The 23,988-nt window shown below is 38.0% G+C and carries 27 protein-coding genes and 1 riboswitch; of the genes, 25 read left to right on the top strand and 2 right to left on the bottom strand.

Going from position 1 to position 23,988, the window contains the following annotated elements:
* Window positions 1–2: 2 nt before the first annotated feature.
* Together BMX10_RS08975 and mtnK are read left to right on the top strand one after the other, a co-directional pair.
* Entirely contained in the window at window positions 3–1,019 is a 1,017-nt protein-coding gene (locus BMX10_RS08975) for an ABC transporter permease (RefSeq protein ID WP_090442647.1), read from the top strand.
* Window positions 1,020–1,064: 45 nt separating this feature from the next.
* Window positions 1,065–2,291 (top strand): S-methyl-5-thioribose kinase, encoded by a 1,227-nt coding sequence (gene mtnK, locus BMX10_RS08970; RefSeq protein ID WP_090442645.1) that lies wholly within the window; start codon window positions 1,065–1,067, stop codon window positions 2,289–2,291.
* Window positions 2,292–2,336: 45 nt separating this feature from the next.
* Here mtnK and BMX10_RS08965 read toward each other — a convergent pair whose 3' ends face one another.
* Window positions 2,337–3,098 carry a DeoR/GlpR family DNA-binding transcription regulator gene (locus BMX10_RS08965; protein WP_090442642.1) on the bottom strand — a complete coding sequence of 254 codons (762 nt, stop codon included), beginning with the start codon at window positions 3,096–3,098 and terminating at the stop codon, window positions 2,337–2,339.
* Between the two features lie 329 nt (window positions 3,099–3,427).
* Here BMX10_RS08965 and BMX10_RS18440 point away from each other — a divergent pair, with 329 nt between their 5' ends.
* From BMX10_RS18440 to BMX10_RS08860, 21 genes are all read left to right on the top strand, one after another.
* Window positions 3,428–4,255, top strand: a complete 828-nt coding sequence (locus tag BMX10_RS18440) for a methyl-accepting chemotaxis protein (protein ID WP_090442640.1) — start codon at window positions 3,428–3,430, stop codon at window positions 4,253–4,255.
* A gap of 54 nt (window positions 4,256–4,309) precedes the next feature.
* On the top strand, window positions 4,310–5,479 hold the full coding sequence (locus BMX10_RS08955; protein ID WP_090442637.1) for an ABC transporter substrate-binding protein: 1,170 nt from the start codon (window positions 4,310–4,312) through the stop codon (window positions 5,477–5,479).
* Between the two features lie 291 nt (window positions 5,480–5,770).
* Window positions 5,771–7,231 (top strand): acetaldehyde dehydrogenase (acetylating), encoded by a 1,461-nt coding sequence (locus tag BMX10_RS08950; protein WP_090442634.1) that lies wholly within the window; start codon window positions 5,771–5,773, stop codon window positions 7,229–7,231.
* Between the two features lie 27 nt (window positions 7,232–7,258).
* Window positions 7,259–7,552 (top strand): ethanolamine utilization microcompartment protein EutM, encoded by a 294-nt coding sequence (gene eutM / locus BMX10_RS08945; RefSeq protein WP_090442632.1) that lies wholly within the window; start codon window positions 7,259–7,261, stop codon window positions 7,550–7,552.
* A gap of 76 nt (window positions 7,553–7,628) precedes the next feature.
* A complete protein-coding gene (pduL, locus tag BMX10_RS08940; RefSeq protein WP_090442629.1) occupies window positions 7,629–8,258 on the top strand; it encodes a phosphate propanoyltransferase in 630 nt (209 codons plus the stop codon).
* Between the two features lie 117 nt (window positions 8,259–8,375).
* On the top strand, window positions 8,376–9,050 hold the full coding sequence (locus BMX10_RS08935) for a hypothetical protein (RefSeq protein WP_090442626.1): 675 nt from the start codon (window positions 8,376–8,378) through the stop codon (window positions 9,048–9,050).
* A gap of 39 nt (window positions 9,051–9,089) precedes the next feature.
* Window positions 9,090–10,436, top strand: coding sequence for a 4Fe-4S dicluster domain-containing protein (locus BMX10_RS08930; protein ID WP_090442623.1), 1,347 nt, complete (start codon window positions 9,090–9,092; stop codon window positions 10,434–10,436).
* On the top strand, window positions 10,433–10,981 hold the full coding sequence (locus BMX10_RS08925; protein WP_090442620.1) for a BMC domain-containing protein: 549 nt from the start codon (window positions 10,433–10,435) through the stop codon (window positions 10,979–10,981). Before BMX10_RS08930 ends, BMX10_RS08925 begins: the two co-directional genes overlap by 4 nt.
* A 26-nt stretch (window positions 10,982–11,007) precedes the next feature.
* Complete coding sequence (locus tag BMX10_RS08920) at window positions 11,008–11,790, top strand: class II aldolase/adducin family protein (protein ID WP_090442618.1); 783 nt, start codon at window positions 11,008–11,010, stop codon at window positions 11,788–11,790.
* A gap of 14 nt (window positions 11,791–11,804) precedes the next feature.
* Entirely contained in the window at window positions 11,805–13,292 is a 1,488-nt protein-coding gene (locus tag BMX10_RS08915; RefSeq protein WP_090442614.1) for an aldehyde dehydrogenase family protein, read from the top strand.
* Between the two features lie 24 nt (window positions 13,293–13,316).
* Entirely contained in the window at window positions 13,317–13,661 is a 345-nt protein-coding gene (locus BMX10_RS08910; protein WP_090442611.1) for a BMC domain-containing protein, read from the top strand.
* Window positions 13,651–13,926 (top strand): BMC domain-containing protein, encoded by a 276-nt coding sequence (locus BMX10_RS08905; RefSeq protein ID WP_090442608.1) that lies wholly within the window; start codon window positions 13,651–13,653, stop codon window positions 13,924–13,926. The genes BMX10_RS08910 and BMX10_RS08905 overlap by 11 nt, the downstream gene beginning before the upstream one ends.
* 37 nt (window positions 13,927–13,963) lie before the next feature.
* Window positions 13,964–14,275 (top strand): BMC domain-containing protein, encoded by a 312-nt coding sequence (locus BMX10_RS08900; protein WP_090442605.1) that lies wholly within the window; start codon window positions 13,964–13,966, stop codon window positions 14,273–14,275.
* Window positions 14,272–14,547, top strand: a complete 276-nt coding sequence (locus BMX10_RS08895; protein WP_090442602.1) for a EutN/CcmL family microcompartment protein — start codon at window positions 14,272–14,274, stop codon at window positions 14,545–14,547. Before BMX10_RS08900 ends, BMX10_RS08895 begins: the two co-directional genes overlap by 4 nt.
* A 25-nt stretch (window positions 14,548–14,572) precedes the next feature.
* A complete protein-coding gene (locus BMX10_RS08890; RefSeq protein WP_244272680.1) occupies window positions 14,573–15,913 on the top strand; it encodes a CoA-disulfide reductase in 1,341 nt (446 codons plus the stop codon).
* A 27-nt stretch (window positions 15,914–15,940) separates the two neighbouring features.
* Window positions 15,941–16,765, top strand: coding sequence for a CoA transferase subunit A (locus BMX10_RS08885; protein WP_090442599.1), 825 nt, complete (start codon window positions 15,941–15,943; stop codon window positions 16,763–16,765).
* A 19-nt stretch (window positions 16,766–16,784) separates the two neighbouring features.
* Complete coding sequence (locus tag BMX10_RS08880; RefSeq protein ID WP_090442596.1) at window positions 16,785–17,501, top strand: CoA-transferase subunit beta; 717 nt, start codon at window positions 16,785–16,787, stop codon at window positions 17,499–17,501.
* A gap of 120 nt (window positions 17,502–17,621) precedes the next feature.
* A complete protein-coding gene (locus BMX10_RS08875; protein ID WP_090442593.1) occupies window positions 17,622–18,347 on the top strand; it encodes an SDR family NAD(P)-dependent oxidoreductase in 726 nt (241 codons plus the stop codon).
* A 286-nt stretch (window positions 18,348–18,633) separates the two neighbouring features.
* Window positions 18,634–20,115, top strand: coding sequence for a methyl-accepting chemotaxis protein (locus BMX10_RS08870; protein ID WP_090442590.1), 1,482 nt, complete (start codon window positions 18,634–18,636; stop codon window positions 20,113–20,115).
* A 164-nt stretch (window positions 20,116–20,279) separates the two neighbouring features.
* Window positions 20,280–20,573, top strand: coding sequence for a metal-sensitive transcriptional regulator (locus tag BMX10_RS08865; protein WP_090442588.1), 294 nt, complete (start codon window positions 20,280–20,282; stop codon window positions 20,571–20,573).
* An 18-nt stretch (window positions 20,574–20,591) separates the two neighbouring features.
* Complete coding sequence (locus BMX10_RS08860) at window positions 20,592–20,807, top strand: heavy-metal-associated domain-containing protein (protein WP_090442585.1); 216 nt, start codon at window positions 20,592–20,594, stop codon at window positions 20,805–20,807.
* 28 nt (window positions 20,808–20,835) lie between these two features.
* On the opposite strand, the gene mltG is transcribed toward BMX10_RS08860, so the two are convergent.
* A complete protein-coding gene (gene mltG / locus BMX10_RS08855; protein ID WP_090442582.1) occupies window positions 20,836–21,852 on the bottom strand; it encodes an endolytic transglycosylase MltG in 1,017 nt (338 codons plus the stop codon).
* 182 nt (window positions 21,853–22,034) lie between these two features.
* On the opposite strand from mltG, the gene BMX10_RS08850 reads away from it, so the two are divergent.
* Both BMX10_RS08850 and BMX10_RS08845 read left to right on the top strand, forming a co-directional pair.
* Window positions 22,035–23,048, top strand: coding sequence for a ThiF family adenylyltransferase (locus tag BMX10_RS08850; RefSeq protein ID WP_170834753.1), 1,014 nt, complete (start codon window positions 22,035–22,037; stop codon window positions 23,046–23,048).
* A 26-nt stretch (window positions 23,049–23,074) separates the two neighbouring features.
* Window positions 23,075–23,719, top strand: a complete 645-nt coding sequence (locus BMX10_RS08845; protein WP_090442578.1) for a TVP38/TMEM64 family protein — start codon at window positions 23,075–23,077, stop codon at window positions 23,717–23,719.
* A gap of 79 nt (window positions 23,720–23,798) precedes the next feature.
* Window positions 23,799–23,982, top strand: a riboswitch (cobalamin riboswitch).
* Window positions 23,983–23,988 lie beyond the last annotated feature (6 nt).

Here is a 23,988-nt window from a genome sequence, read left to right as displayed (position 1 = left end):
ATATGGGCGATAATACAGAAGGTTTAAAACAAAGTGAAAATTCCCAGCAAATTAACCGAAAATCGATGATAATAGACTTTATTACGAAATGGGGCACATTAATAACCATCGGATTATTAATCCTTGTGTTTTCAATATTGATGCCGCCATTTATTTCAGCATCTAATATTGTTACTATATTAAGAAGTATATCAATAGTAACAGTAATTGCTATTGGAATTACTGTATCTTTAACTGTAAATGGGTTTGATTTGTCAGTAGGATCTGTTTCAACCTTTTCAGTTGCCTTAGTTGTATCCATGTTTGTCTGGTATGATATGTCAACTATACCAGCAATACTAATAGCTCTGCTGGTATCAGTGGTGGTAGTAGCAAGCTTAAATGCATTTTTAATTGTAAAAGTAAAAATACCTGATATGCTGGCAACCCTTTCCATGCTATTTATTATTGAAGGTGTTGCTATGACCTATACTGGGGGAGGATCCATTAGCCAAGGTATGCCTAGATTAGATGGGACACCAACAATAGGACGATTGACCCCTGCCTTCAGGATGATTGGGCAGGCACCCTATATCATCATCATCATGCTTGTTGTAGTTATATCAGTACACATCTTTTTAAACTATACGAAGCATGGAAGATATATGTATGTTGTAGGAGGAAATCAAGAAGCTGCTCGTTTGTCAGGTATTCCTGTTAACAGATACCGTGCTCTTGCTTATTATCTTGCAACGTTTTTAGCAGCCCTAGGAGGAATCATGCTGGCGGCTCGGATTGGATCTGCCCAAATCAATGCTGGAGCTGGCTACCTTATGCCAGCAGTGGCAGCTTCCTTTATTGGAATTTCTGTAGGAGGAGCAGGCAAGCCCAATGCATTAGGGACCTTTGTAGGAGCAGTGCTGGTAGGCGTACTGGAAAATGGTTTGGTTATGTTATCGGTGCCTTATTATTCTCTTAACATTGTAAAGGGTGCAGTACTAGCCTTAGCTTTAGCATCCACCTATTTAAGAAAAAAATAATAACAAAGCAGCAATAAGGTTATTTTTAAGAAGGAGGTTAATTTCATGTCAAAATTTGACACTTATTTTTTAATGAACCCTGAAGATGTCAGTGAATATGCTAAGGAAAAGCTGGATTTATTTGATGATAAAGCAGAATTGGTATGTAAAGAGATTGGAGATGGCAACATCAATTATGTATTTCGTGTATGGGAAAAAAACTCTGATACATCAGTAATTATCAAGCAAGCGGGAGATACTGCAAGAATTTCAGATGATTTCAAGCTTTCTACGGATAGAACCAGAATAGAAGCAGAGATATTGGTATTGGAAGGAAAATTGGCTCCTGGATTAGTTCCTGTTGTTTACAAATATGATGACATTATGAATTGCTGTGCTATGGAGGATTTATCGGATCACGAAATCATGCGAAGTGCCTTGATGAAACATGAAAAGTTTCCTGGTTTTGCTGAGGATATTACTACCTTTATGGTAAACACTTTGCTGTTGACAACAGATGTAGTGCTGGACCATAAAGAGAAGAAAGCCATGGTAAAAAGCTTCATTAATCCACAGCTATGCGAGATTTCAGAGGACTTAGTTTATACAGAGCCGTTTAATGATTATCAAGGAAGAAACGGTGTGTTTCCACCAAACCTAGAATGGGTTACGAAGGAATTGTATGAAGACAAAGCCCTCCGCATGGAAGCAGCAAAACTAAAATTTGATTTTATGACAAATGCTCAAGCTTTGATTCATGGAGATTTACACACGGGGTCTATTTTTATAAAGAAGGATTCCACGAAGGTAATTGATCCAGAGTTTGCATTTTATGGGCCAATTGGCTATGATGTTGGTAATGTTGTAGCAAACCTTATGTTTGCTTGGGCAAACGGCGATGCCACCATAGAGAATCCCACAGAGAAAGAAAGATACTTATCTTGGCTTGAGGAAACGATTCTTCAAGTAATAGATCTTTTTAAAGAAAAGTTCTTGAAATCCTGGAAAGAAAATGCAACAGAAGTTTTTGCTAAAGAAGAGGGCTTTGATAAATGGTATTTAGGAACTGTTATTCATGATACAGCAGCAGTGACAGGACTGGAGCTATGTAGACGTATTGTTGGATTGGCTCAAGTTAAAGATATCACCTCTATTGAGGATGAAAAGGCTAGAGTAAGAGCCGAAAGGATATGCTTAACAGCTGCGAAGAAATACATTAAGAACAGAGAAGGGTATCGTACAGGAGAAGATTTTCTAAATACATTAAAAGAAGCTGTTCAACAGCATTCTTAGACCCAATTAGGCTGATGAGCTTTCATCAGCCTTTTAACCATTGAGCTATTGACACTCTATGATTTCTACCTGATGTTCAGTTAAAAAAGCTTTCCATTCTTGATCTAAAGCGGTATCTACCAAAAGTGTATTAATATCGTGAAAAAAACAAATGTTGGTAAAAGAGGTTTTATTAAATTTTGTGTGATCTACTACTAAATAAACATGATTGGATCTTTTGATAGCCAGTTGACGAACCTCTGCCTGTTGTTCATTAGAATCTGTAACTGCAAAATCCATGCTGATGGAACGACAAGATATAAAGGCTTTATCAACATAGTAGTGCTGCATACTATTGATGGTATTTCTACCTAAAAAAGACATGGATTGAGGATCTAAAATACCGCCAATTACCATTAATCGAATAGACTCAGATTCTGATAGACTATTGGCTATTTTTAGAGAATTGGTGATAACAGTTACTCTTTTTGAGCGAATCTTAGATGATATAGCAAGCGAAGTGGTGGAAGCATCTAAAAAAATTGAATCACCATGATTAATGAGATCAGCACATTTAGTAGCAATTTTTTCTTTGTTGTCTACAAACAATGATTCACGGATATTGACATTAATATCATTCTGAACGCCATCTTGGATATAGGCACCCCCATAAGTTTTCACAAGAATCCCCTCATCCTCAAGGGCCTTCAGATCTCTTCGGATGGTTTCTTCTGTGACAGAGAATTTTTTTGATAATTCTGATACCATGACACTCTTTTTTTCTAGGATAATATCTTTTATTTTTTCTTTTCGAGTTACGGCAAGCATACATTTACCTCCTTCTATGAAACCATAGTTACTTTGGATTATGTGGAGTTTTTTTTATTATATACCATCAAAACCAAAAAAACAAATACTTAATAAAGAGCGGTGTTATAGTAGACAGCAAAAATCAGAAGAATCATGATGTATACCATAAAACTCATAAATTAGGCGTAGAGCTATTAAAGGTCAAATTTTGATATAAAAAAGTCTTCCTTTGGAAGATTCATTGGTTGACTTTTTTGAAACCAATAACGAAAATTATAACTTACCCACAGATTCAAATGTTTATAATTTCCTATTGGGTATAAAAAAATAGAATAGGGGGAAAGAGCGTGGAACAAATACATCCTTTATTAAAAAGTCTTATTGATGCTGCTCCATTATTTAGCCGCATGAGAAAAAATGGATATATGATAGGTATAACTGATCTTGAGAAAACATTAAGATTCTTTCCTAATGATGTCATCGATCTTAATATTGCACCAAATAATATGCTTCCACCAGAAGATCCCATGCTTGAGGTGATGAAGACAGGTAAGCAAATAGAAGTAAAGGTATCGGAAGAGCTTTATGGAATTCCATTCAAGGCAGCATATGCTCCTGTTTATGATGAGAATAGAAACATCATAGGAGGTCTTGCAGTAGGACAAGAATTAGAAATAGAAGAAAATGTTATAAAGATCGCTGACAAATTAGCAGAAAGCATAGAAGAGATAAATCGTTCATTAAGCAATATATCCAACGGCACAGAAAAACAAGTGGATATTAGCAAACAAATGGTGGATACTGTGTTAACGGCTACAGAAAAATACAACGAAACTGATCAAGTGATTAACTTCATTAATTCGGTGGCAAATCAAACAAACCTTCTTTCCTTGAATGCTCGAATAGAAGCTGCAAGAGCTGGAGAAGCCGGGAAAGGATTTGCAGTTGTTGCTAATGAGGTTGGAAAACTTAGTGCAAATAGTGCAGATGCTGCAAAGAGTATAGGGGATATCATCCTTGAGTTAAAAGAATCAAATGAAACCACAAAAAAGCTGGTGGAAGAAAATAGGAATATATCTTCTAATCAAGCAATAGCAATAGAAAACATATCAAATATTGCAAATCAGCTGGAAGACATTATCTCTCATTTAACGGAAATCGCTTCAAAGCTATAAAATAAAAGGACTTGCTGTTTTATACCCTGACAAGAGAAAGGAAAGATTAATAAAATGGAAATTAAACAGCTAAACATACTGGCAGTAGGAGACCCTGCTGTATATGGATATGTGGAAGAGAAATTTCAGATTATTTCTCAGTATGAAAAACGCAATAATCTGAAGGTACATTTTCACATAGTAGAATGGGAGAAATATTACGATACCATGATGCAGGCCTTTGAAGGGAAAGAAAACTATGATGTTGTTATGGTGGCAGGTCATCTTTGGTTGAAGGATTTTGCAAGTAAAGGATATTTGGCTCCAGTAAAGTATCCTGATAACGATGATTATCATAAGGAGGATATCCTGCCTGTTATTAGAGAGGAAATGGAGCTTGAAGGAAAACCGTATCTTTATCCCTCTTTTTGTGATGGTCATATTGTCCTCTATAGAAAATCTATTCTAAAAGAAAGGATAGGGTATTTACCTAACAAAGTTATTTCAACAGATGAACTTATAAATATAGTACAACAATGCGATGGTTTGAAAGAAATGAAAGGCTTTGCTTTAAAGGCTCATCCCAGTGAAATTTTTCTAGACTTTTTACCTTATCTTAGAGCTGAAGGAATAGATGCTTTTGATGAGAACACCTGTAAACCAACCTTTAATAATGAAAAAGGGGAAAGGGCATTAGAGAAGTATATTTCTCTTAAAAAGTACGCTCCTTCAGATACCAATAGCTATGGCAACGATGAAGTAAAAAAAGCATTTCAAAACTTAGAAGCTGTAGTTGCTGTTACTTGGGGAGGACAACTAGGATTTGTTCTAAATGAAGGATGTAAGGATATAGAGGATATAGGATTTGCAGCCTTAGAGACAGGGTGGAATGTGACATGGAGCTTTGGTATTAATCATTCTTCTAGCAACTGGGAAGCTGCCAATGAATTCCTACAGTATATCTCCTCTAAAGAAATTGATAGAAGGATAGGGGGATATGCAGGAGCACCAGTGAGGCGATCAACCTATAAAGTGGATAGGCACCTTTACAATTGGTACGATGTGCTTTTAGAAATGATAGAAAATTATGCTAAGCCTCTCCCTCAAATGAATAATTCTGGCAATATTTTTGGTGTGCTTTATGATTGCACAAACCAAGCATTTAATAATCAGTGCAGCATAAAAGAAGCTCTAGATAAAGCAGAGAAACAGATACAGACCTTAATAAAATCAGACATAGATTAAGAACTAAAAAAAGGTACTTAAAACCAAATGATTACTGGGAAAAAACCAACACAACAAAAACCACAAAACACAAAATAAAAAACCAAAAAAGTCAACATTTCTTGTTGACTTTTTTGGTTGTAGTTGATAATATTAAATTAAAAACATAATAATCAATCAATTTAATCAATCCATTATCCTTTGAAAAGACTACAGAACAATGCCATAACAAAAATACAGCTTATACATAAAGAAAACAAAAAAACAGAAACAAAATCAATATAACCTTAGGTTGATGAAGGGGGGAAGATTATGGTATTACAGGACAAGGATTTACAGTCTATACAGGAAGTAAGAAATCTAATTGGAAGGGCAAAAGAGGCTCAAAGAGAGCTGTCAACCTTTAGTCAGGAAAAAATAGACAGCATTATAAAAAGCATGGCTAAGGCAGCAGAGGAAGCATCAAAAAGCTTGGCAAAGAAGGCGGCAGAGGAAACGGGTTTTGGCAAGTATGAAGATAAAATCATTAAAAATCTTTTTGCCAGTAAAGCCGTTTATGAGTATATAAAGGATATGAAAACGGTGGGGATACTAAAAGAAGACAAGGAAAAGAGGTTGATGGAAATAGCATCTCCTGTGGGGGTCATTGCAGCTTTGATTCCTTCCACCAACCCTACCTCAACCACCATCTATAAAAGCTTAAGTGCCTTAAAGGCAGGAAATGCGGTTATATTTAGCCCTCATCCTTCTGCAAAGAATTGCACTTACGAAACTGCTAAGCTTCTCCAGGAGACTGCATCAAGAAATGGCGCACCTGATGGTCTGATAGGCTGCATGACCATTCCCACGATGGAGGGAAGTAAAGAGCTAATGACCCATAAAGATGTGTCCTTGATTTTGGCTACCGGTGGCTCTGCAATGGTAAAAGCTGCTTACAGCTCGGGAACACCGGCACTAGGAGTAGGACCAGGCAATGTACCAGCCTTTATAGAAAAAACAGCCAAAATACCAGCAGCTGTAAGGAGAATTATCACCAGTAAAACCTTTGACAATGGAACCATTTGTGCTTCAGAGCAGGCTGTGGTTACAGAAACTGCTATTGCCAACCAGGTGAGGGAAGAGTTTATGAGACAAGGGGGTTACTTTGCGAAAGAGGAAGAGGCTGCAAAGCTGGCAAAAACCATACAAAATCCATGGGGTGGATTAAATCCTAAAATCGTAGGACAGCCTGCTGTAAAAATTGCAGCAATGGCAGGAATACAAGTCCCCTCAAACACAAAAGTAATACTATGCAACGAAAAGGGAGTAGGAAAAGATTATCCCTTCTCCATGGAGAAATTATCACCAATCCTAGCCTTTTATACAAAGGATGATTGGCATGAAGCCTGTGAGCTTTGTATTGAATTATTAAAGTATGGAGGTCTGGGTCATTCTTTAGTCATCCATTCGGAAAATGAAGAGATCATTCGAGAATTTGCATTAAAAAAACCAGTCTTTAGAATTATGGTGAACACACCATCCTCTCATGGGGCTATTGGTGCAACCACCAGCTTGGCACCATCCTTAACCTTAGGATGCGGCAGTCTTGGTGGAAGTGCTACCTCTGATAATGTAAGTCCTCTACACCTCATCAATATTAAACGCTTGGCCTATGGTGTAAAGGAAGCAGATGAGCTGGGGGATGAAGCAATCCAACCAAAGCAAACAGGTGATATTGACATAGACACAATTACCCAATTGGTATTACAGGAATTAAAAAACCTAAATATATAAATTAACTATGATAAGGAGGAATTTTAAATGGCAACTTTAAATGCATTAGGCATGATTGAAACAAAAGGATTGGTAGGAGCAATAGAAGCAGCAGATGCTATGGTAAAGGCAGCAAATGTTACCCTAGTAGGCAAGGAGCAAGTAGGTGGAGGTTTAGTAACAGTTATGGTTAGAGGTGATGTAGGGGCAGTAAAGGCAGCTACAGAAGCAGGGGCAGCAGCAGCAGAAAGAGTTGGAGAGCTAATCTCTGTACATGTTATACCAAGACCTCATGGAGATGTGGAAATTATTCTTCCTCAAACACAAAAAACTGGAAAGTAAACACTCAACAAAGCCCGGGCTGATTTAAGCCCGGGAATTAGTGCAACTAAGCAAGCTCAGTGAAGGGAGGATATCTATGGGAGATCCTATGATTGATCATATCGTTGAGAGGGTTATGCAAAAGATTATGGAGGATGTACTGATACCTGTGGAGGTTTCAGCAAGACATATCCATTTAAGTAAAGAAGATATGCAGGTACTTTTTGGTGAAGAATATGTAATGACGAAAAAGAAGGACTTATCTCAACTGGGACAATGTCAGTATCAAGAACGTGTTACTTTGATAGGTCCAAAGGGTGTTATTGAAAAGGTAGCTGTTTTAGGACCTGCTAGAGAAAAGACGCAGGTGGAAATATCAAAAACCGATGCGGTTAAGCTGGGAATCAATCCTCCTGTTAGGGAATCAGGAGACCTAAAGGGAAGCGGCGACATCTTTATTGCTACTGACAAGTCTGTGATAAAGGCGAAGGAGTCAGTGATTCTTGCTAAAAGACATATTCACATGACGACGGAGGATGCCAAAAAGCTTCAAGTAATGGACAAACAAATTGTAAAGGTTAAGCTCCTTACTGAAAGGCCCATTATCTTAGAGGATGTAGTGGTTAGAGTAAGTGATAAATACGCTTTAAACCTGCATATTGATTTTGATGAAGCAAATGCAGCATTATGCACCAGTGGTACCCTGGGCAAGATGATTATTGAATAGTGGGGTATACAAGCATCTGTATAGTATTTAGAGGTATAAAAACATGCAATAAATGAATTGCTACACAGTCTGATGGAAAAGAAAGAAAGAAAGCCACCATAAAGGATGTGTTCTAACGTGGATATGGAAAAATTAGTAGAAACCGTTACACTGCAAGTGTTTAAAGCTTTGACAGAAACCCCTCCTCCATTGGAACAGAGGGGGAAAAAGATATTAATTCTAGAAAAAGATGGCAACAGCTTGTGGCAGGCTATTGCTAAGGAAATAGTATCACCAACAGATAAGGTAGAAGATATAAACAGTCTTGAAAGGGAAAAAGACTTAGAAAAATATGACTATATTATCCTCCCGTCTTTAACGGTAAAAAGACTTACAAATATAGCAACAGGCATTAGAAATGACCACATAGAAGAAGGTGTTTCCGATGTGCTGCTGCTGGGAAAAAGGATTTATCTTTTACAGGAGGGTATTGAGTATAGAAGGTATAAAAAAACTGCCAATAAGAGCTACTATCTTATGGTAGAGGAGTATGAGAAAAGATTAATGAATTTTGGTATTAAAATCGTTAATAAAATAGAGTTGTATGAAACCATTAAATTTGGAGAGCTGGAGGGCAACCCCCTAAAAGCATCTCTTGATAGCAAAGACAAAAAAATTATTACAGAAACCGAAGTAAAGCAAGGTATTCAAGAAGGATTTAATAGGATAAAGGTAAATGAAAAAACCATTATAACCCCTTTAGCCCATGATCTCATTAGAGCAAATAAGATAGAAGTAGTTACAGAAAAGTAATTATCTTAAGCAAACAGGATCAAAAAGGATGTGATAAGTATGGATCCATTAGAGTTGATAAAGGCTGCCGGTGTAGTAGGTGCCGGAGGTGCTGGATTTCCTACACATATAAAGTTAAACTGTCAAGTAAAATACTTTATTGTCAACGGAGTAGAGTGTGAACCCCTTTTAAAAACCGACCAGTATTTAATGAAGGAAAAAAGCAAAGAATTGCTTTTAGGGATAGAAGCTATAGGGAAGCTAGTAAAGGCAGAGGAAGTCATATTAGGAGTTAAAAAGAAAAACATTGAAATTCTTGATATTTTGGAAAAAGCCAATAAAGAACTAAAAACCTCCGTAAAAATCCATTATTTAAGCAACTTTTTTCCAGCTGGAGATGAACAAATACTGGTTTATGAAGTAACGGGAAAAGTTATTCCACCTGGAGGTCTGCCTCTTCACGTAGGTGCCGTAGTGGCTAATGTAGGAACCATTGTCAACTGTCATGAAGCCATACAAGGAAAGGCTGTCACAAACAAGGTGGTTACTGTACTGGGTGAGGTCAACAACCCTACCTTGCTGCAGGTACCAATTGGCACACCTGTTACTGAGTGTATTCAGGCGGCTGGAGGCCCCAAGATTTCTGATTACTACTGCATTATGGGTGGTCCCATGATGGGCCAGATCATTAACCAAGAAGAAATAGAAAAAAGAGTTATCACCAAAACCGACGGGGCTATTATATTACTACCTAAAAACCATTACATTGCACTGAGAGACAGTACCCCCATCAAGCATATTATCAATCAAGCTAAGTCCGCTTGTATACAATGCAGATACTGTACGGATATGTGTCCTAGGTATTTAATAGGTCATCCGTTAAGACCCCATAAGGTTATGGGCAACATAGGAAGAGGAATCAATGATGAAGAAATAATGAAGGAAGCTCTTATCTGCTGCGAATGTGGAGTATGTGAGCTATATGCTTGTCCTATGGGATTATCACCAAGAAAAGTCAATGTTTATATAAAGGAAACCTATCGTCAGCAAGGTATAAGATATCAAGCTGAAGAAACAGACCTCAAGCCTATGAATATGAGGGAATACCGCAAAATTCCTACCGATAGACTGATCTCTAGATTAAATTTAACCAAATACAACCAGCAAAAGATAGAGGACTTAAAGAAAGTAACCCTTAACCAAGTGAGCATACCCTTGAGACAGCATATCGGTGAAATAGCAAAGCCCATGGTAGCTGTTGGAGATATAGTGACAGAAGGACAGATGATTGGGCAGGTGGAGGAAGGCAAACTAGGTGCTAATGTTCATGCCAGTATTTCTGGAAAAATTGTTAACATCACAGATCATATCCTGATTGTAAGAGGGGATGGTGAAACAGGACAATGATTAGAACCATAGGATTAATAGAATTAAACAGTATTGCCAAAGGCATAGAAGCAACTGACAAAATGGTTAAGGCAGCAGAGGTGGAGTTGTTATTTTCCAAGGCTGTATGTCCAGGTAAATTTATTGTATCCATAACGGGAGATGTGGCAGCGGTGAAGGCGGCTGTTGAGATAGGTGTCTCTGAAGGAGAGCATTATGTAGTAGATCATCTTATGCTGCCTAATGTAGCGGAAGAAGTTATTTGTGCTATCAATGGTGTTTCATCAGTAGAAAATGTCAATGCCTTGGGAGTAATGGAGTTCTTTAGCATAGCAGCAGCAATGGTGGCGGCAGATAGGGCTGTAAAAACAGCAGCAGTTGACTTATTGGAAGTACGACTTGGCATAGGGATTGGGGGAAAATCCTTCATCACCCTAACTGGAGACGTAAGCTCAGTAACAGCAGCGGTTGATGCGGCAGTGATAGAGGCTGGAGAAAATGGCATGCTAGTGGAAAAGGCAGTCATTCCTTCACCAACAAAGGAATTATTTGATAATTTATTATAAAAATTTTTAATACAAGGAGGTACACCATGAATAATTCTTATTCATCCTTTCAAATAAAAAAACAGATTTGTGATATAGGTCGTCGGATGTATGATAGAGAATTTGTTGCAGCTAACGATGGAAATATATCTGTAAGGGTTTCAGAAAATGAGGTTTGGACCACCCCAACGGGAGTAAGCAAAGGGTTTATGACCCCTGATATGATGGTGAAGGTAGATTTAAATGGAAAAGTACTGCAGGGAACCCATAAGCCTTCCTCAGAGCTAAAAATGCATCTAAAGGTATACAAGGAAAAACCAGAGGTGAAGGCAGTGGTTCATGCACATCCTTTAACAGCAACAGCTTTAGCTACAGCAGGAATTCCACTGGATAGAGCATTGCTGCCAGAGGCGGTGATTACCTTAGGGATTGTTCCTATATCCCAATATGCTACACCTTCTACAGATGAGGTTCCTGAATCCATAGCGGCTTATATCAAAGACTATAATGCAGTTCTATTGGCCAATCATGGCGCTTTAACCTGGGGTAGAGATATTTTTGAAGCTTATTACAGAATGGAGACGGTAGAGTTTTATTCCAAAATCATCTTGACAACACAGCTAATTGGTCATGCAAATGAGTTACCCTGTAACAAGGTTGGAGACCTACTGAAGATAAGAGAAAAAATGGGGATTACAGGCATTACTCCTTCTGCTAACTGCAGCATTGAACCAGAGGAGCCTAAAGAGGTAAAAGCATCCCCTCAGGATATGGAATATATAGCCCAAAAAGTTACGGAGGCTGTTCTCAAAAAGTTAAATCTAGGATAGGAGGGAAGTAGCCTATGTCTATTACAGAAAAGGATCTTGAAAAAATTGTAAGCCAGGTTGTAAAAAACATAGAAGGTGCAATTACCAATAAAAACATTGAAATACCCAAAAATTTAGCACCTATAAAAATAAATGACCATCATCTTAAAGGGGTTTTTGAAGAAATAGAGGCGGCAATTAAAGCTACCTCAGAAGCTCAGAAACAACTGATGCTGGAGTATAGGATAGAGGATAGACAACGTTTTATCCAGGCCATTAGAAAAAAAGCTTTAGAAAATGCAGAAAAAATGTCCCAAATGGGCCTTGAAGAAACAGGGATGGGAAATCTAAAGGATAAGATTATAAAGCATAAGGTAGTGGCGGAGCTTACTCCTGGGACAGAAATCCTGAAAACGGATGCTTACTCAGGGGATCATGGACTAACCATAGAGGAAATGGCTCCCTTTGGAGTCATAGGAGCTATTACACCTTCAACCAACCCCTCAGAAACCATTATCAGTAACAGTATAGCTATGTTGGCGGGAGGAAATGCAGTTGTCTTCAACCCTCATCCCGGTGCTAAAAACACCAGCACTTTTGCTGTTGACATGATTAATAGAGCCATCATAGAAGAGGGTGGCCCAGAAAACCTTGTTACAACCATCTTTAATCCTACATTAGATACGGTGGAAGCCATAATTCATCACCCTGAAGTCAAGCTATTATGTGGAACTGGTGGTTCTCAGCTGGTGAAAAAGCTGTTATCCTCTGGCAAAAAAGCTATAGGGGCTGGAGCTGGAAATCCCCCTGTGATTGTAGATGATACCGCTGACATCCCTAAGGCTGCAAAGGCTGTATTAGATGGTGCCACCTTTGATAACAATATACCGTGTATAGCAGAAAAAGAAGTATTTGTTCTAGAAGCAGTAGCAGATGATCTTATTTACCATATGCTGAAAAATGGCGCTGTTATGCTGGATAGACAGCAAACGGAAGCTGTGATGAAGACCGTATTAACGGAAAAAGAAGATTTAAAAGCAGCCAGCTGCAGTGGTGAGAAGCCAAGAAAAACCTATGGAGCTTCAAAAGAATGGGTAGGGAAGGATGCTAAGTTGATTCTAAAGGAAATAGGTGTAGCCTATAAGGAGGATACCCGTTGTGTCATCTGCGAAGTAGAAGGAGATCATCCTTTTGTTATGACAGAAATGATGATGCCAGTACTACCTATCGTGAGGGTAGAATCTATTGAAGAAGCTATTGAACTGGCAAAAAAGGCAGAAGGTGGCAATGGACATTCCGCCATTATGCACTCAAAAAACATTGATAACCTTACAAGGTTTGCAAAAGAAATTGGCACAACGATATTTGTAAAAAATGCACCCTCCTATGCAGGCATTGGCGTAGGTGGTGAGGGCTTCTGCAGCTTTACTATTGCAGGGCCTACAGGAGAGGGAGTTACCAACGCTAGAAGCTTTACCCGTAAAAGAAGATGTGTATTGGCAGAAGGCTTTAAAATTGTGTAGCATTGTCAAGATAGGAGGTAAATCATGGAGAAAAACTATGCAGTAGGAATGGTAGAAGTACAAGGATTTACTACAGCCATCTTGGCAGGAGATGCTGCAGCAAAGGCAGGAGATATTACCATTATAGCCTTTGACTGCAATAAACCAGAGGGAGGGGACAAAGTACCCATACCCTTGCTGCTGCAGCTGAAGTTTGTAGGTGGAGTTTCTGATGTGGAGGCTGCTGTAGAAGCAGCTAGAACAGCGGCGTTAAAAATAAATAAAGAAGAAGATATTATTACCCATGTGATTCCTAGGTCCTATGAGGACACCATGAAACTAGTAGAGGTAAGTAAAATAGAGATTAAAGGAGGAAATGATGATGAGTGAAGCACTAGGTATGATAGAAACTAAAGGATTGACAGCTGCAATAGAAGCAGGAGATGCTATGCTGAAGGCGGCTAATGTAACCCTTGTTGGAACAGAAAAAATAGGATCAGGATTGGTATCCGTTTTAGTTAGAGGAGATGTAGGAGCTGTGAAGGCTGCTACAGAAGCAGGGGCAGAGGCAGCGCAAAGATTAGGAGAACTGGTTGCTGTACATGTTATTCCGAGACCCCATAATGACTTAGAAAAAATGCTGCCTAAAATATAATCCATGAAGAATGTCAAGAATAAGGAGGACTGCTGCTATGACACAGGCCATTGGCATCATTGAAATACAAAGTTTAACTGCTGCATTAGAAGCATTGGACTCCATGCTGAAGGCAGCAGATATAAAGTACCTTACCAGTGAAAAGAAACTAGGCGGCAGGTTAGTCACCATTATTGTAGAAGGTAGTGTTTCTGACGTAATAGCAGCTATCGAGGCCGGCAAAGCTAAAGGTGGAGCTATTGGAAAGGTAGTTGCTGCAGAATGTATAGCAGCACCCCACCAGGAAATTATGAAATTTTTAAAGCCTCAGGAAACCCGAGGCAACCTCAAAAAGGGGGCAGAAAAGTGATTTTAGGAAAAGTTATTGGAACGGTGGTATCCACTAGAAAAAATGATAAGCTAAGGGGTAGTAAATTTTCTATCGTGAAGCCTTTAGACCTACATGGTCCTCAGCAAAGCCTTGTTGCAGTTGATAATATAGGAGCTGGAATAGGAGAAATTGTCCTAATGGTGACTGGCAGCGCTGCAAGAATTGCTGTAGATAACTTAGATGCCCCTGTAGATGCGGCAGTGATAGGCATTGTAGATAGTGAGGATTATATAGATATTGCAGAAGTATAAAAACCTTCAGGAAGGAGGGTGCTAGGTGACCGAACGAATCATTGTGGTAGGTGGAGTTGCTGCTGGTATGAGTGCAGCTTCTAAGGCAAGAAGAATAGATCCAAAGGTGGAAATAACCGTATATGAAGCAGGAGACCAAGTTTCCTATGGAGCTTGTGGATTACCATACTTTATTTCCAACTTAAACAACGACTATAAGAAGATGATCATTAGAACGGCGGATGATTTTATTCATAAACAAAACATAGATGTTAAACTAAAGCATAAAGTGGTGAAGGTTTTTCCTAAGGACAAAAGTTTATTGGTTAGAAATATTTTGTCAGGACAGGTTTTTATTGATCATTATGATAAACTGATTATTGCCACCGGGGCAGCTCCCATTATGCCTCCGTGGCCTGGAAGAGAGTTAAAAAATGTCTTTACATTAAAAACCATTCAGGATGCTATTGATATAAAAGAGGCTGTTATGCAAAGGGATGTCAAAAACGTTGCTATTATAGGCGCTGGTTATATAGGCATGGAGCTGGTGGAGTCAATGATTTACCTAGGAAAAAAGGTAACAGTAATAGATCGTTCTCCTAGAGTAATGAATACCTTTGACAAAGAAATCAGTGACCTGGTCTTAAAGGAATCTGAAAAGCATAATGTGGCCATCTATAACAATGAAACAGTAGAGGCACTGATAGGAAGCCATAGGGTAGAAGGTATCAAGACGGATAGAGCTGTTTATGAAGCTGATGCTGTTGTAGTATGCGTTGGTGTGAAGCCTAGTACAGAATTGATGAAGGGGACAGGGGTAAAGCTATTTCCTAATGATGCTATTGTGGTGGATCAAGAGCTTAAAACAAATCTAGAGGATATCTATGCCGCTGGAGACTGTGCCACCATATACCATCAGGTGCTTAAAAAGGATAGCTATATACCCTTAGGAACCAATGCCAATAAACAAGGAAAAGTTTTAGGTGAAAATATTCTAGGAAGCCACAAAAAGTTTCCGGGCGTCATAGGAACGGCTGTTTGCAAAGTATTAGATATCACCATCGCTAGAACAGGGATTTCTGAGGAAGAAGCTCAGCATCATCATATTCCTTATAAAACACATTTCGTAAAAGCCAGCAGTCATGCATCCTACTACCCTGAAGCAACACCAATCTATGTTAAATTAATTTATGACCCTGTCACTAGAAAGCTTTTAGGAGCTCAAATGGCAGGAGAAAAAGGTATAGCTATCCGCATAGATGTCTTTGCAACTGCCATACAAAACCAAATGGTATTGGAAGATATAGGGATGCTAGACCTATGCTATGCTCCACCCTTTGCAACTGTTTGGGATGCTATCCAGGTTGCAGCTAACTCAGCCAAATAATGAGATAAAAATTCAGGGGGTGAAAAAATGTTCCTGCAGAAGGGAAAGCTAGTTTCTATAGAGGATGCAGTACAATTAATAAAAGACCAGGACACAATCGCTTTAGGCGGTAATGTTCTTCATAGAAGTCCCCATGCCTTTGTCCGAGAAATGGCAAGGCAGGGACGTAAAAACATAAAGGCTGTCAAAACAGCTGGGGCCCATGATATAGATCTTCTATGTGCATTTGATGTAATTCAAGAGGTTTCAGCCGGTTTTATCAGCTATGAAACAGAGTATGGTTTAGCTCAGCATTTCAGAAAAGCTGTAGAAGGTGGAAGAGTAGAAGCAAAAGAACATGCCTGTTATACTGTCATTGCTGGACTAAGGGCTTCTGTTTATGGTGTACCCTTTATGCCTGTTAGAGGAATGGTGGGCAGCGATTTAATAAGTGCCAGAGGCTTTAAAACTGTGGAAGACCCCTATACTGGTGAAACAGTTGTAGCCGTTGAAAGAATCCGTCCTGACTGGGCAATCCTTCATGTTCAACAGGCGGATATAGAAGGAAATGCAAAAATAATAGGCCCTAAATACGAAGATGTTTTGATGTCGAGGGCTGCGAAAAATGTGATTATCACTGCTGAAAGAATTGTAAATAGTGAAACGCTAGAAAAGCTTCCTGAGCTTACAGATGTTCCAGGATTTTTGGTAAAAGCAGTGGTTCATGTGCCAGGCGGAGGAAAACCAGGGACCTGTGCAGGAATGTATGATCTAGATAAAGCTTCACTGGATAAATTTAAGCAATTGAAAACAGAGGAAGAACTAAGGGACTATTTAGATAGCTTTAAATCTAAGGACCGAAAAAGGTTTTAGGAAAAAGAGAGGTGATCTCATGAAATATGAACCATCTGATATGATGACTATAGCAATTGCCAGACTGTTGAAAAATGATGAAACAGTTTTTCATGGAGTAGCATCTCCGGTACCAATGGTCTCTATTTTGTTGGCAAAGGAGCTCCATGCCCCAAACCTCATTTACTTAAACATTGCTGGGGGTGTAGATGCAAAGCCCTATAAGCTGCCAAAATCTACTGATGCGCCAGAATTGCTAAAGGGAACAAGAGCAATTTTTAAACTAGAAGAGATTTTTGATTTATCTGCAAGAGGTGGACTAGACGTGGCTTTTTTAAGCGGTGTACAAATAGATAAGCTGGGAAGGGTTAACTCCAGTGTTATAGGAGAGTACCATAAACCTAAGGTTCGGCTGCCTGGAGGAGCTGGAAGTGCTTGTTTAATTCCTACAACAAAAAAAGCAATTCTGTGGCGTACAAAGCATGACAAAAAAGTGTTTGTAGAGAGCTGTGACTTTGTTACCACCCAAGGGAATGTCCATAGGGTAGTAACACCTTTGTGCATCTTTAAAAAAGATGAAAGGGGACTGATTTTAGAATCTATTCACCCTTATACGACACTGGAAGAGGTACAGGAGAACACAGGATTTCCACTTGTTTATGATAGCATCAGCTATACCCCGGAACCCACACAACAGGAATTAAGAGCACTTGAGAATGTGGATCCTTCTAGGATTAGAGATATAGAATTTGTTTAATCTTTTAGCACTACTAAAATTGATAAATCCCCCCCTATTGATATAAAAGCAATCCACTTCATTATACTGAAAATATAATAGGTGGATTGTTTTGCTTAAAAAAAAGTCAGGAGGCATGTTATGATAGATTTAAAGGGAAAAAATGCAATCATTACAGGAGCTAGCAGAGGGATTGGAAAAGCCATAGCTACTGCCCTAGCAAAGGAGGGAGTAAACCTTATGCTGGTTAGCAGATCCTTAAAGGATTTAAAGAAGGTAAAAGAAGATTTACAGCAATACGCTATCAAAATTCATTTAATCAATGAAGACTTAATCCATTCGGATGCTCCAGAAAAAATCATCAAAGCAGGGGCAGAAAACTTAGGCGCTTTAGATATACTGATTAACAACGCAGGGTTGGCCATGTCAAAAAAATTAGTAGATACTTCAATAGAAGAGTGGGAAGCCCATATGGCAGTTAATGCCAGAGCACCTTTTCTACTATCTACTGCTGCAATACCTTACCTTAAAAAATCATCTACAGCTGTTATTATCAATATCGCCTCTGTTGTGGGGAGTAAGGGCTATGTTAATCAAGGAGCCTATACAGCATCAAAGCATGCATTAATGGGGATGACGAAGGTATTGGCCCAGGAAGTATATGCTGAGGGTATAAGAGTACATGCCATTTCACCTGGGGGTGTAGCTACAGATATGTTAACGGCAGTAAAGCCGGAATTAGATACAGAGGGACTAATCTCTCCTGAAGAAATTGCGGATATTGTAGTATTCCTTATAAAGTATAGAGGCAATGCAGTCATCGACGAAATTGCCCTTCATCGAGCTACAAAACCTCCATGGCAATAAAAAACTCCCTATATAATTTGTAGTAAAGATTTTACATCGTAGGGGTTGGTCTCTGTGCCAACCCGAGCTTGGAAACCTGCCCCTACAAAACATGCAATTTGCTTAATGCAATATATATTAAGAAAAAAAGAAAGAAAAATATAGAATATATGGAAGATTTGTTACTTTTTGTTGAAGATATTTTGGTCTATTGATACAATAGAGATATCGAGGAACGGATACTATAGGTTTTTTAAATTGTATGAATAGTTTAGTAAATATAACATAAAGCCTAGGGGGAAAAGAAATGATTTCTACCAACAAAAAAGAAATTAAAAAGCTAACAAATGTTGTTTCTGAGATTGCAGAGGGTAATTTAACTTCAAAAGTAAACATTCAAGGAACCAATAATGTAAAAGAACTTGGAAATACAATCAATACCCTGTTATCTAATGTAAAAAACCTTATAGGCAAGGTTTCGGTATCCAATGAAAAGACTGTTACCTTTGCGCAGGACCTGCAAGAAAATACAGGCTACATATATGATGCTTCTCAAGAGATAGCGAACTCTATTATGGATATAGCCAATGAAGCCTCTTATCAAAATGAAGCCCTTACCAATGCAAAAGAATTTACAGAAAGGATACATCAAGACATTTTAAATATCCTACATGAATCAGAAGAAACAAAAAAAATGTCTAGCAGCATGATCCATACCGTTAAGGAAAGCATGGAAATTTTCGAAAAAACCCTAGAGACACTGAACAAAAATTCTAACTGGATTATGAATCTAGTGGAGGATATGAAGGGATTAGAAGAAAATGCAGGGAAGATACAAAAAATCACAACAGTCGTTTCCAATATTAGTGAGAATACCAATCTATTGGCTTTGAATGCTTCCATTGAAGCTGCCAGAGCTGGAGAGGCAGGAAAGGGCTTTGCGGTAGTAGCAGGAGAGGTAAGAAAATTAGCAGAGCAATCCTCCCAGTCTGCTAGGGAAATAGAAGAAACAGTCAATGGTATTACTGGAAACATAAAAACAATCACAGAAGATATTGATAGAGAAACTCAGGACATGCAGCAAAACATTGAAATGATAGATAAAAGTAAGGACCAGTTTAGAAACATTGTTGAATCTACTGAAAATACATCAAAGGCAATTGATAAAATATATCTACTGGCTCAAAATGAAGCAGGCTTAGTAAAGGAAGCCAATAAAACAATAGAAGAAATTGCAGCTGCTACAGAAAAAGCCGTTTCCTTTACCCAAGAGGCAGTAGCTTCAACAGAAGAGCAATCGGCTTCCTTAAGTGTAATGTTTGAATCAATAAAGCAGTTAAGCCAAATGGCAGAGGAAGTACAACAAATTGTAGGAAGCTTTGTTCAAAAAGTCACTCTTACTGAAGAGGTAAGAAAAAAACTAGAAGAAGGGAAAAAAATAGTGGAGAAACTGGCCACGCATCAAAACCTGATGAAGGCTCAGGAGAAAGAATTAGCTTCCATCATAGGAGAATATTGTAAAAAGTTTATTGATTTTGATATATTAGGTGTTATTGACCAAGCAGGGGATACAAAGATGCTGATATCAAAAGAATTAAAAATATTAAAAAATCAAAACTTTTCCTTCCGACCTTTTTTTAAGGAAGCTATGAGTGGAAAAGCAATCATATCAGAACCCTATATTTCTGTATATACAAGCACTTATTGTGTTACAATTGCCGTACCTATCCAAGACAATGCAGGTGCGGTGGAAGGATTAGTGATAGCAAATCTATCGATAGAAAACTAAGAGAAAGGAACAGCCTACTTCAAAAGCTGTTCCTTTTAAAGTATAAAAAAAGCTTTTATTAGCAAATAATAAGATGTTAAAGTTTACAAAATTAAAAAGCCCACAGACACTTTACATACGCTAGAGGGGTATGGTATATTAAAAGAAGAAGGGAGGCATATGCAATGGAAAGAAATGATAAAAATCCCACAGAGCAATCAGCAAAAGTACAAAAATCCTTAATTGATAGACTGAATAGAGTAGAAGGACAGATTAGAGGTATAAAAAAAATGATAGAAAAAGGGACCTATTGTGATGACGTGATTAACCAAATAGAAGCCTCTCGATCGGCTTTAAGCGCAATAGAGTTGATTCTATTAGAAAGTCATTTTAAGCATTGTGTTGTACAGCAACTAAAAAATGGAGAAGATGAAGTAGTGGAAGAAATATTAAAAACCATAAAGAAACTTATTCACTAAAAAATAGGAGGTACTAGGATGAAAAAGAAAATTACCATTGAAGGAATGAGCTGCGGTCATTGTGTAGCCCATGTAGAAAAGGCATTAAAAGCAATAGAGGAAGTAATAGAGGTGCAGGTAAATTTAGCAGAAAAAAATGCGATTGTAGAGCTAAATGGAGATGTAGCTGATGCAAAATTAACAGAAATAATCGAAGATGCTGGATATGATGTAGTAGCAATAGAAAATCAATAAAAAAAGGAGATCGCTTTTGATCTCCTTCTTAATTTTGGTTCATCATTTCACGATATTTTGCTACATTGGTTAAATGCTCACTATAGGTTTTGCTAAAAACATGTCCATTTTCTCCCAATACATAGTAAAGATAACTATGCTGTTCTGGGTATAAAGCAGCTTCTACAGAAGCCCTTGATGGAGCAGCTATAGGACCAGGGGGCAGACCTTCTACTTTATAGGTATTAAAAGGAGAAGGATCCTCTAGATGAGAGTAAAGAACACGCGTGATATGCTCCTTGCCTTCACCAATACCATAAATCACCGTTGCATCAATTTGAAGCAGCATGCCTCGGGTCAATCTATTATAGATAACCCCTGCAATGGTGGCTCTTTCATTATCATGATAAGCTTCTCTTTCAATCAGAGAGGCAATGGTCAAAACTTCATGAAGGGACAAATCCATTTCCTCTGCCTTTGCCATGTATTCCTCTGTAAAAACCCTTTCCATGGTGGCAGCTAAGGTGGTGACGATCTCCATCATACTTTGTTTATCACTAAAGTGATAAGTGTCAGGGTATAAATAGCCTTCCATTTCAAAGAAAAGCTTGGAGGTATCAAAGTCATAGCCCTTATCTTGAAAATACTGTCTTGTAGCTTCAAGGAAGTCTTCAGCTGTGCCAATGCCGGCAGCCTCCATTCTATTAGCTATTTGATACAGGGTAAAACCTTCAGGAATAGTTACCACAATAGGCACCTCTTGGTTTCCTTTTTGAAGCAAATCAAAAATTTCTTCTAAGGTAAGATCAGGGGCGATAACATAAGTGCCAGGTCTGATGTTTCTATCAATACCCTCTACCTGAGATCTATATTTAAACCATAATTTACTTTTAATAACACCTTCTTCATATAAAAGCTCAGAGACGGCGTTTACAGAAGCGCCTTGCGGTATAGTAATCTCTACAGCTTCTTCATTCGTAGTTACAGATAAATAAGATGGTAAGTATAAGTAAGCTCCAATAGCTATCAAAAGCAATAGAATCATAAGATACATTATCTTTTTCAAAACAAAACCCCCTTTAAGTTACAAAATAGGCTATATTTCATCATAGTCTATCTTTTATTTTATCATTTTATTAAACAAAATGCATTAGCAGATTTATTTCCCAAAAAAACTTTCATGAAAAACAGGTATTTAAGGAAAAATGATAGAAAGATAAGAATAGAATAATGTAGAGGATGATAGGTATGGAAGAAAGATATTTAAAACAAATAAATTTTGAAGGAATAGGAATAGAAGGACAAAAACTACTAAAAAATGCTAAGGTGCTGCTGGTAGGATGCGGTGCATTGGGTACGGTAGCTGCCAATAGCTTAGCTAGAGCAGGGGTTGGATATTTAAGAATTGTAGATAGAGATTTTGTAGAATTGAGTAATCTTCATAGACAAACTCTATTTGACGAAGAGGATATAAAAAATAATATACCAAAGGCAGAAGCAGCTGCCAGAAAACTAAGAAAAATCAATTCTGATATAGAGATAGACAGCATGATTAAAGACGTCAATAGTGTCACCGTCGAAAAAATGGTAGAGGACATAGATCTCATCATAGACTGCACAGATAATTTCAAAACCAGGTACCTTATCAATGATGTGGCCTTTTCAAAAAACATTCCATGGATTTATGGAGGTGCTATAGGCAGTGCGGGAAATGTGAAGTTTTTTCTTCCTGAAGACGGAGTTTGTTTAAGGTGCATGATGGAAGTACCTCCTCCTGCAGGAAGCACCCCTACCTGTGATACTAGTGGAGTCATTAACACCATCACTGGAATAGTTGCAATGATGCAGGTGAATGAAGCAATAAAATATTTGACCAATAATACAGCGGCGATAGAGAAAAAATTAGTTTTTATTGATTTATGGGAAAATGTTATAGAAAAAATAGAGCTTACTCAAAGAGAAAGCTGTCCCTGCTGCATAGAAAAATCCTTTATTTATTTACAGGATAAGCGCCCGGAGGCTGTACATATCTGTGGAAACAATAGTATTCAGGTAGACTTCCAAGAAAAAATCAACAACATAGAGACGATATATAAAAGGCTAAAAGATGCAGGAATAGAAGTAAAGCTGACCCCCTTCCTATTAAGTATAAAAGCAGACGGATATCAGATAAAGGTTTTTGATGATGGAAGAGCCATTATAAAAAATGCAAAAACTGTTGAAGAGGCGAAAACTATTTATGCAAAATATATTGGGTATTAAATTTATAGCATGAAAGGATTAGAATAATGGCAAAAAAGAGGGTTTTTGCAGCAAAAGCAGCAGGTGTTTTATTATTTTTAGCAATAGCTTGGTATCTTTATTACTATAGAAACATAAACATACAATGGGATGTGGAAAAGCTGCAACAAATTGTGGAAGGGTTTGGCATTTGGGGAGTCATAGTTTTTGTAGGCATTGCCGCTATTCGGCCATTTTTGTTTTTTCCAAATGCTCTCATCTTTGTTGCAGGAGGGATGTTATATAGCACGATGTTTGGAAGCTTAGCAGCTATAGTGGGAACTATGACAGCCTTTTCCCTATGCTATTGGTTAGGCAATAGATTTCAACATTTTTTTATGAAGCTGGCAGCAGAAAAGCATGTAATAAAGCTAAAAAATCTTAAGGATAGAGAGATTATAAGGACCTTTTTTGTGATGCGGGTGACGCCAGCATTTCCTATTGACCCTATAAGCTATGGTGCTGGGGTGACAGGAATACCCTTTGAGAAATATTTTATAGGAAGCTTAGTGGGAATAAGTCCAAAAATTTTTATCTATACCTTCTTAGGAGACAGTATTGACAATGTTCTTTCTATAAGGACCTTATTAGCACTTATTTTATTAATGCTGCTGGCCATTATTCCCGTAATCCTCAATAAAAAAGGAAGTTAATGTTTCTATTGAAACAGGAGGAAAACTTTGATAAGATGTTTATAATTAAATAAAATGGTTTTGTAGGAAAAAAATAGAAAAAATTCATAATATTTTAGGTGTTTCATGGGAAACTTAAATGGGAAAGCGGTGAAAATCCGCTGCAGCCCCCGCTACTGTAAGTGAGGATGAAATCGACAAACAGCCACTGAACCTATTTCGGGAAGGTGTCGAGAGTAAGAGGATTCACAAGTCAGGAGACCTGCCTAAAGTAAAGCAACAGCCTTCGG

The organism is Natronincola peptidivorans (assembly GCF_900111615.1).
Taxonomy (GTDB): Bacteria; Bacillota; Clostridia; order Peptostreptococcales; family Natronincolaceae; genus Natronincola_A; species Natronincola_A peptidivorans.
This window is presented reverse-complemented; position numbering and strand designations above follow the sequence as displayed.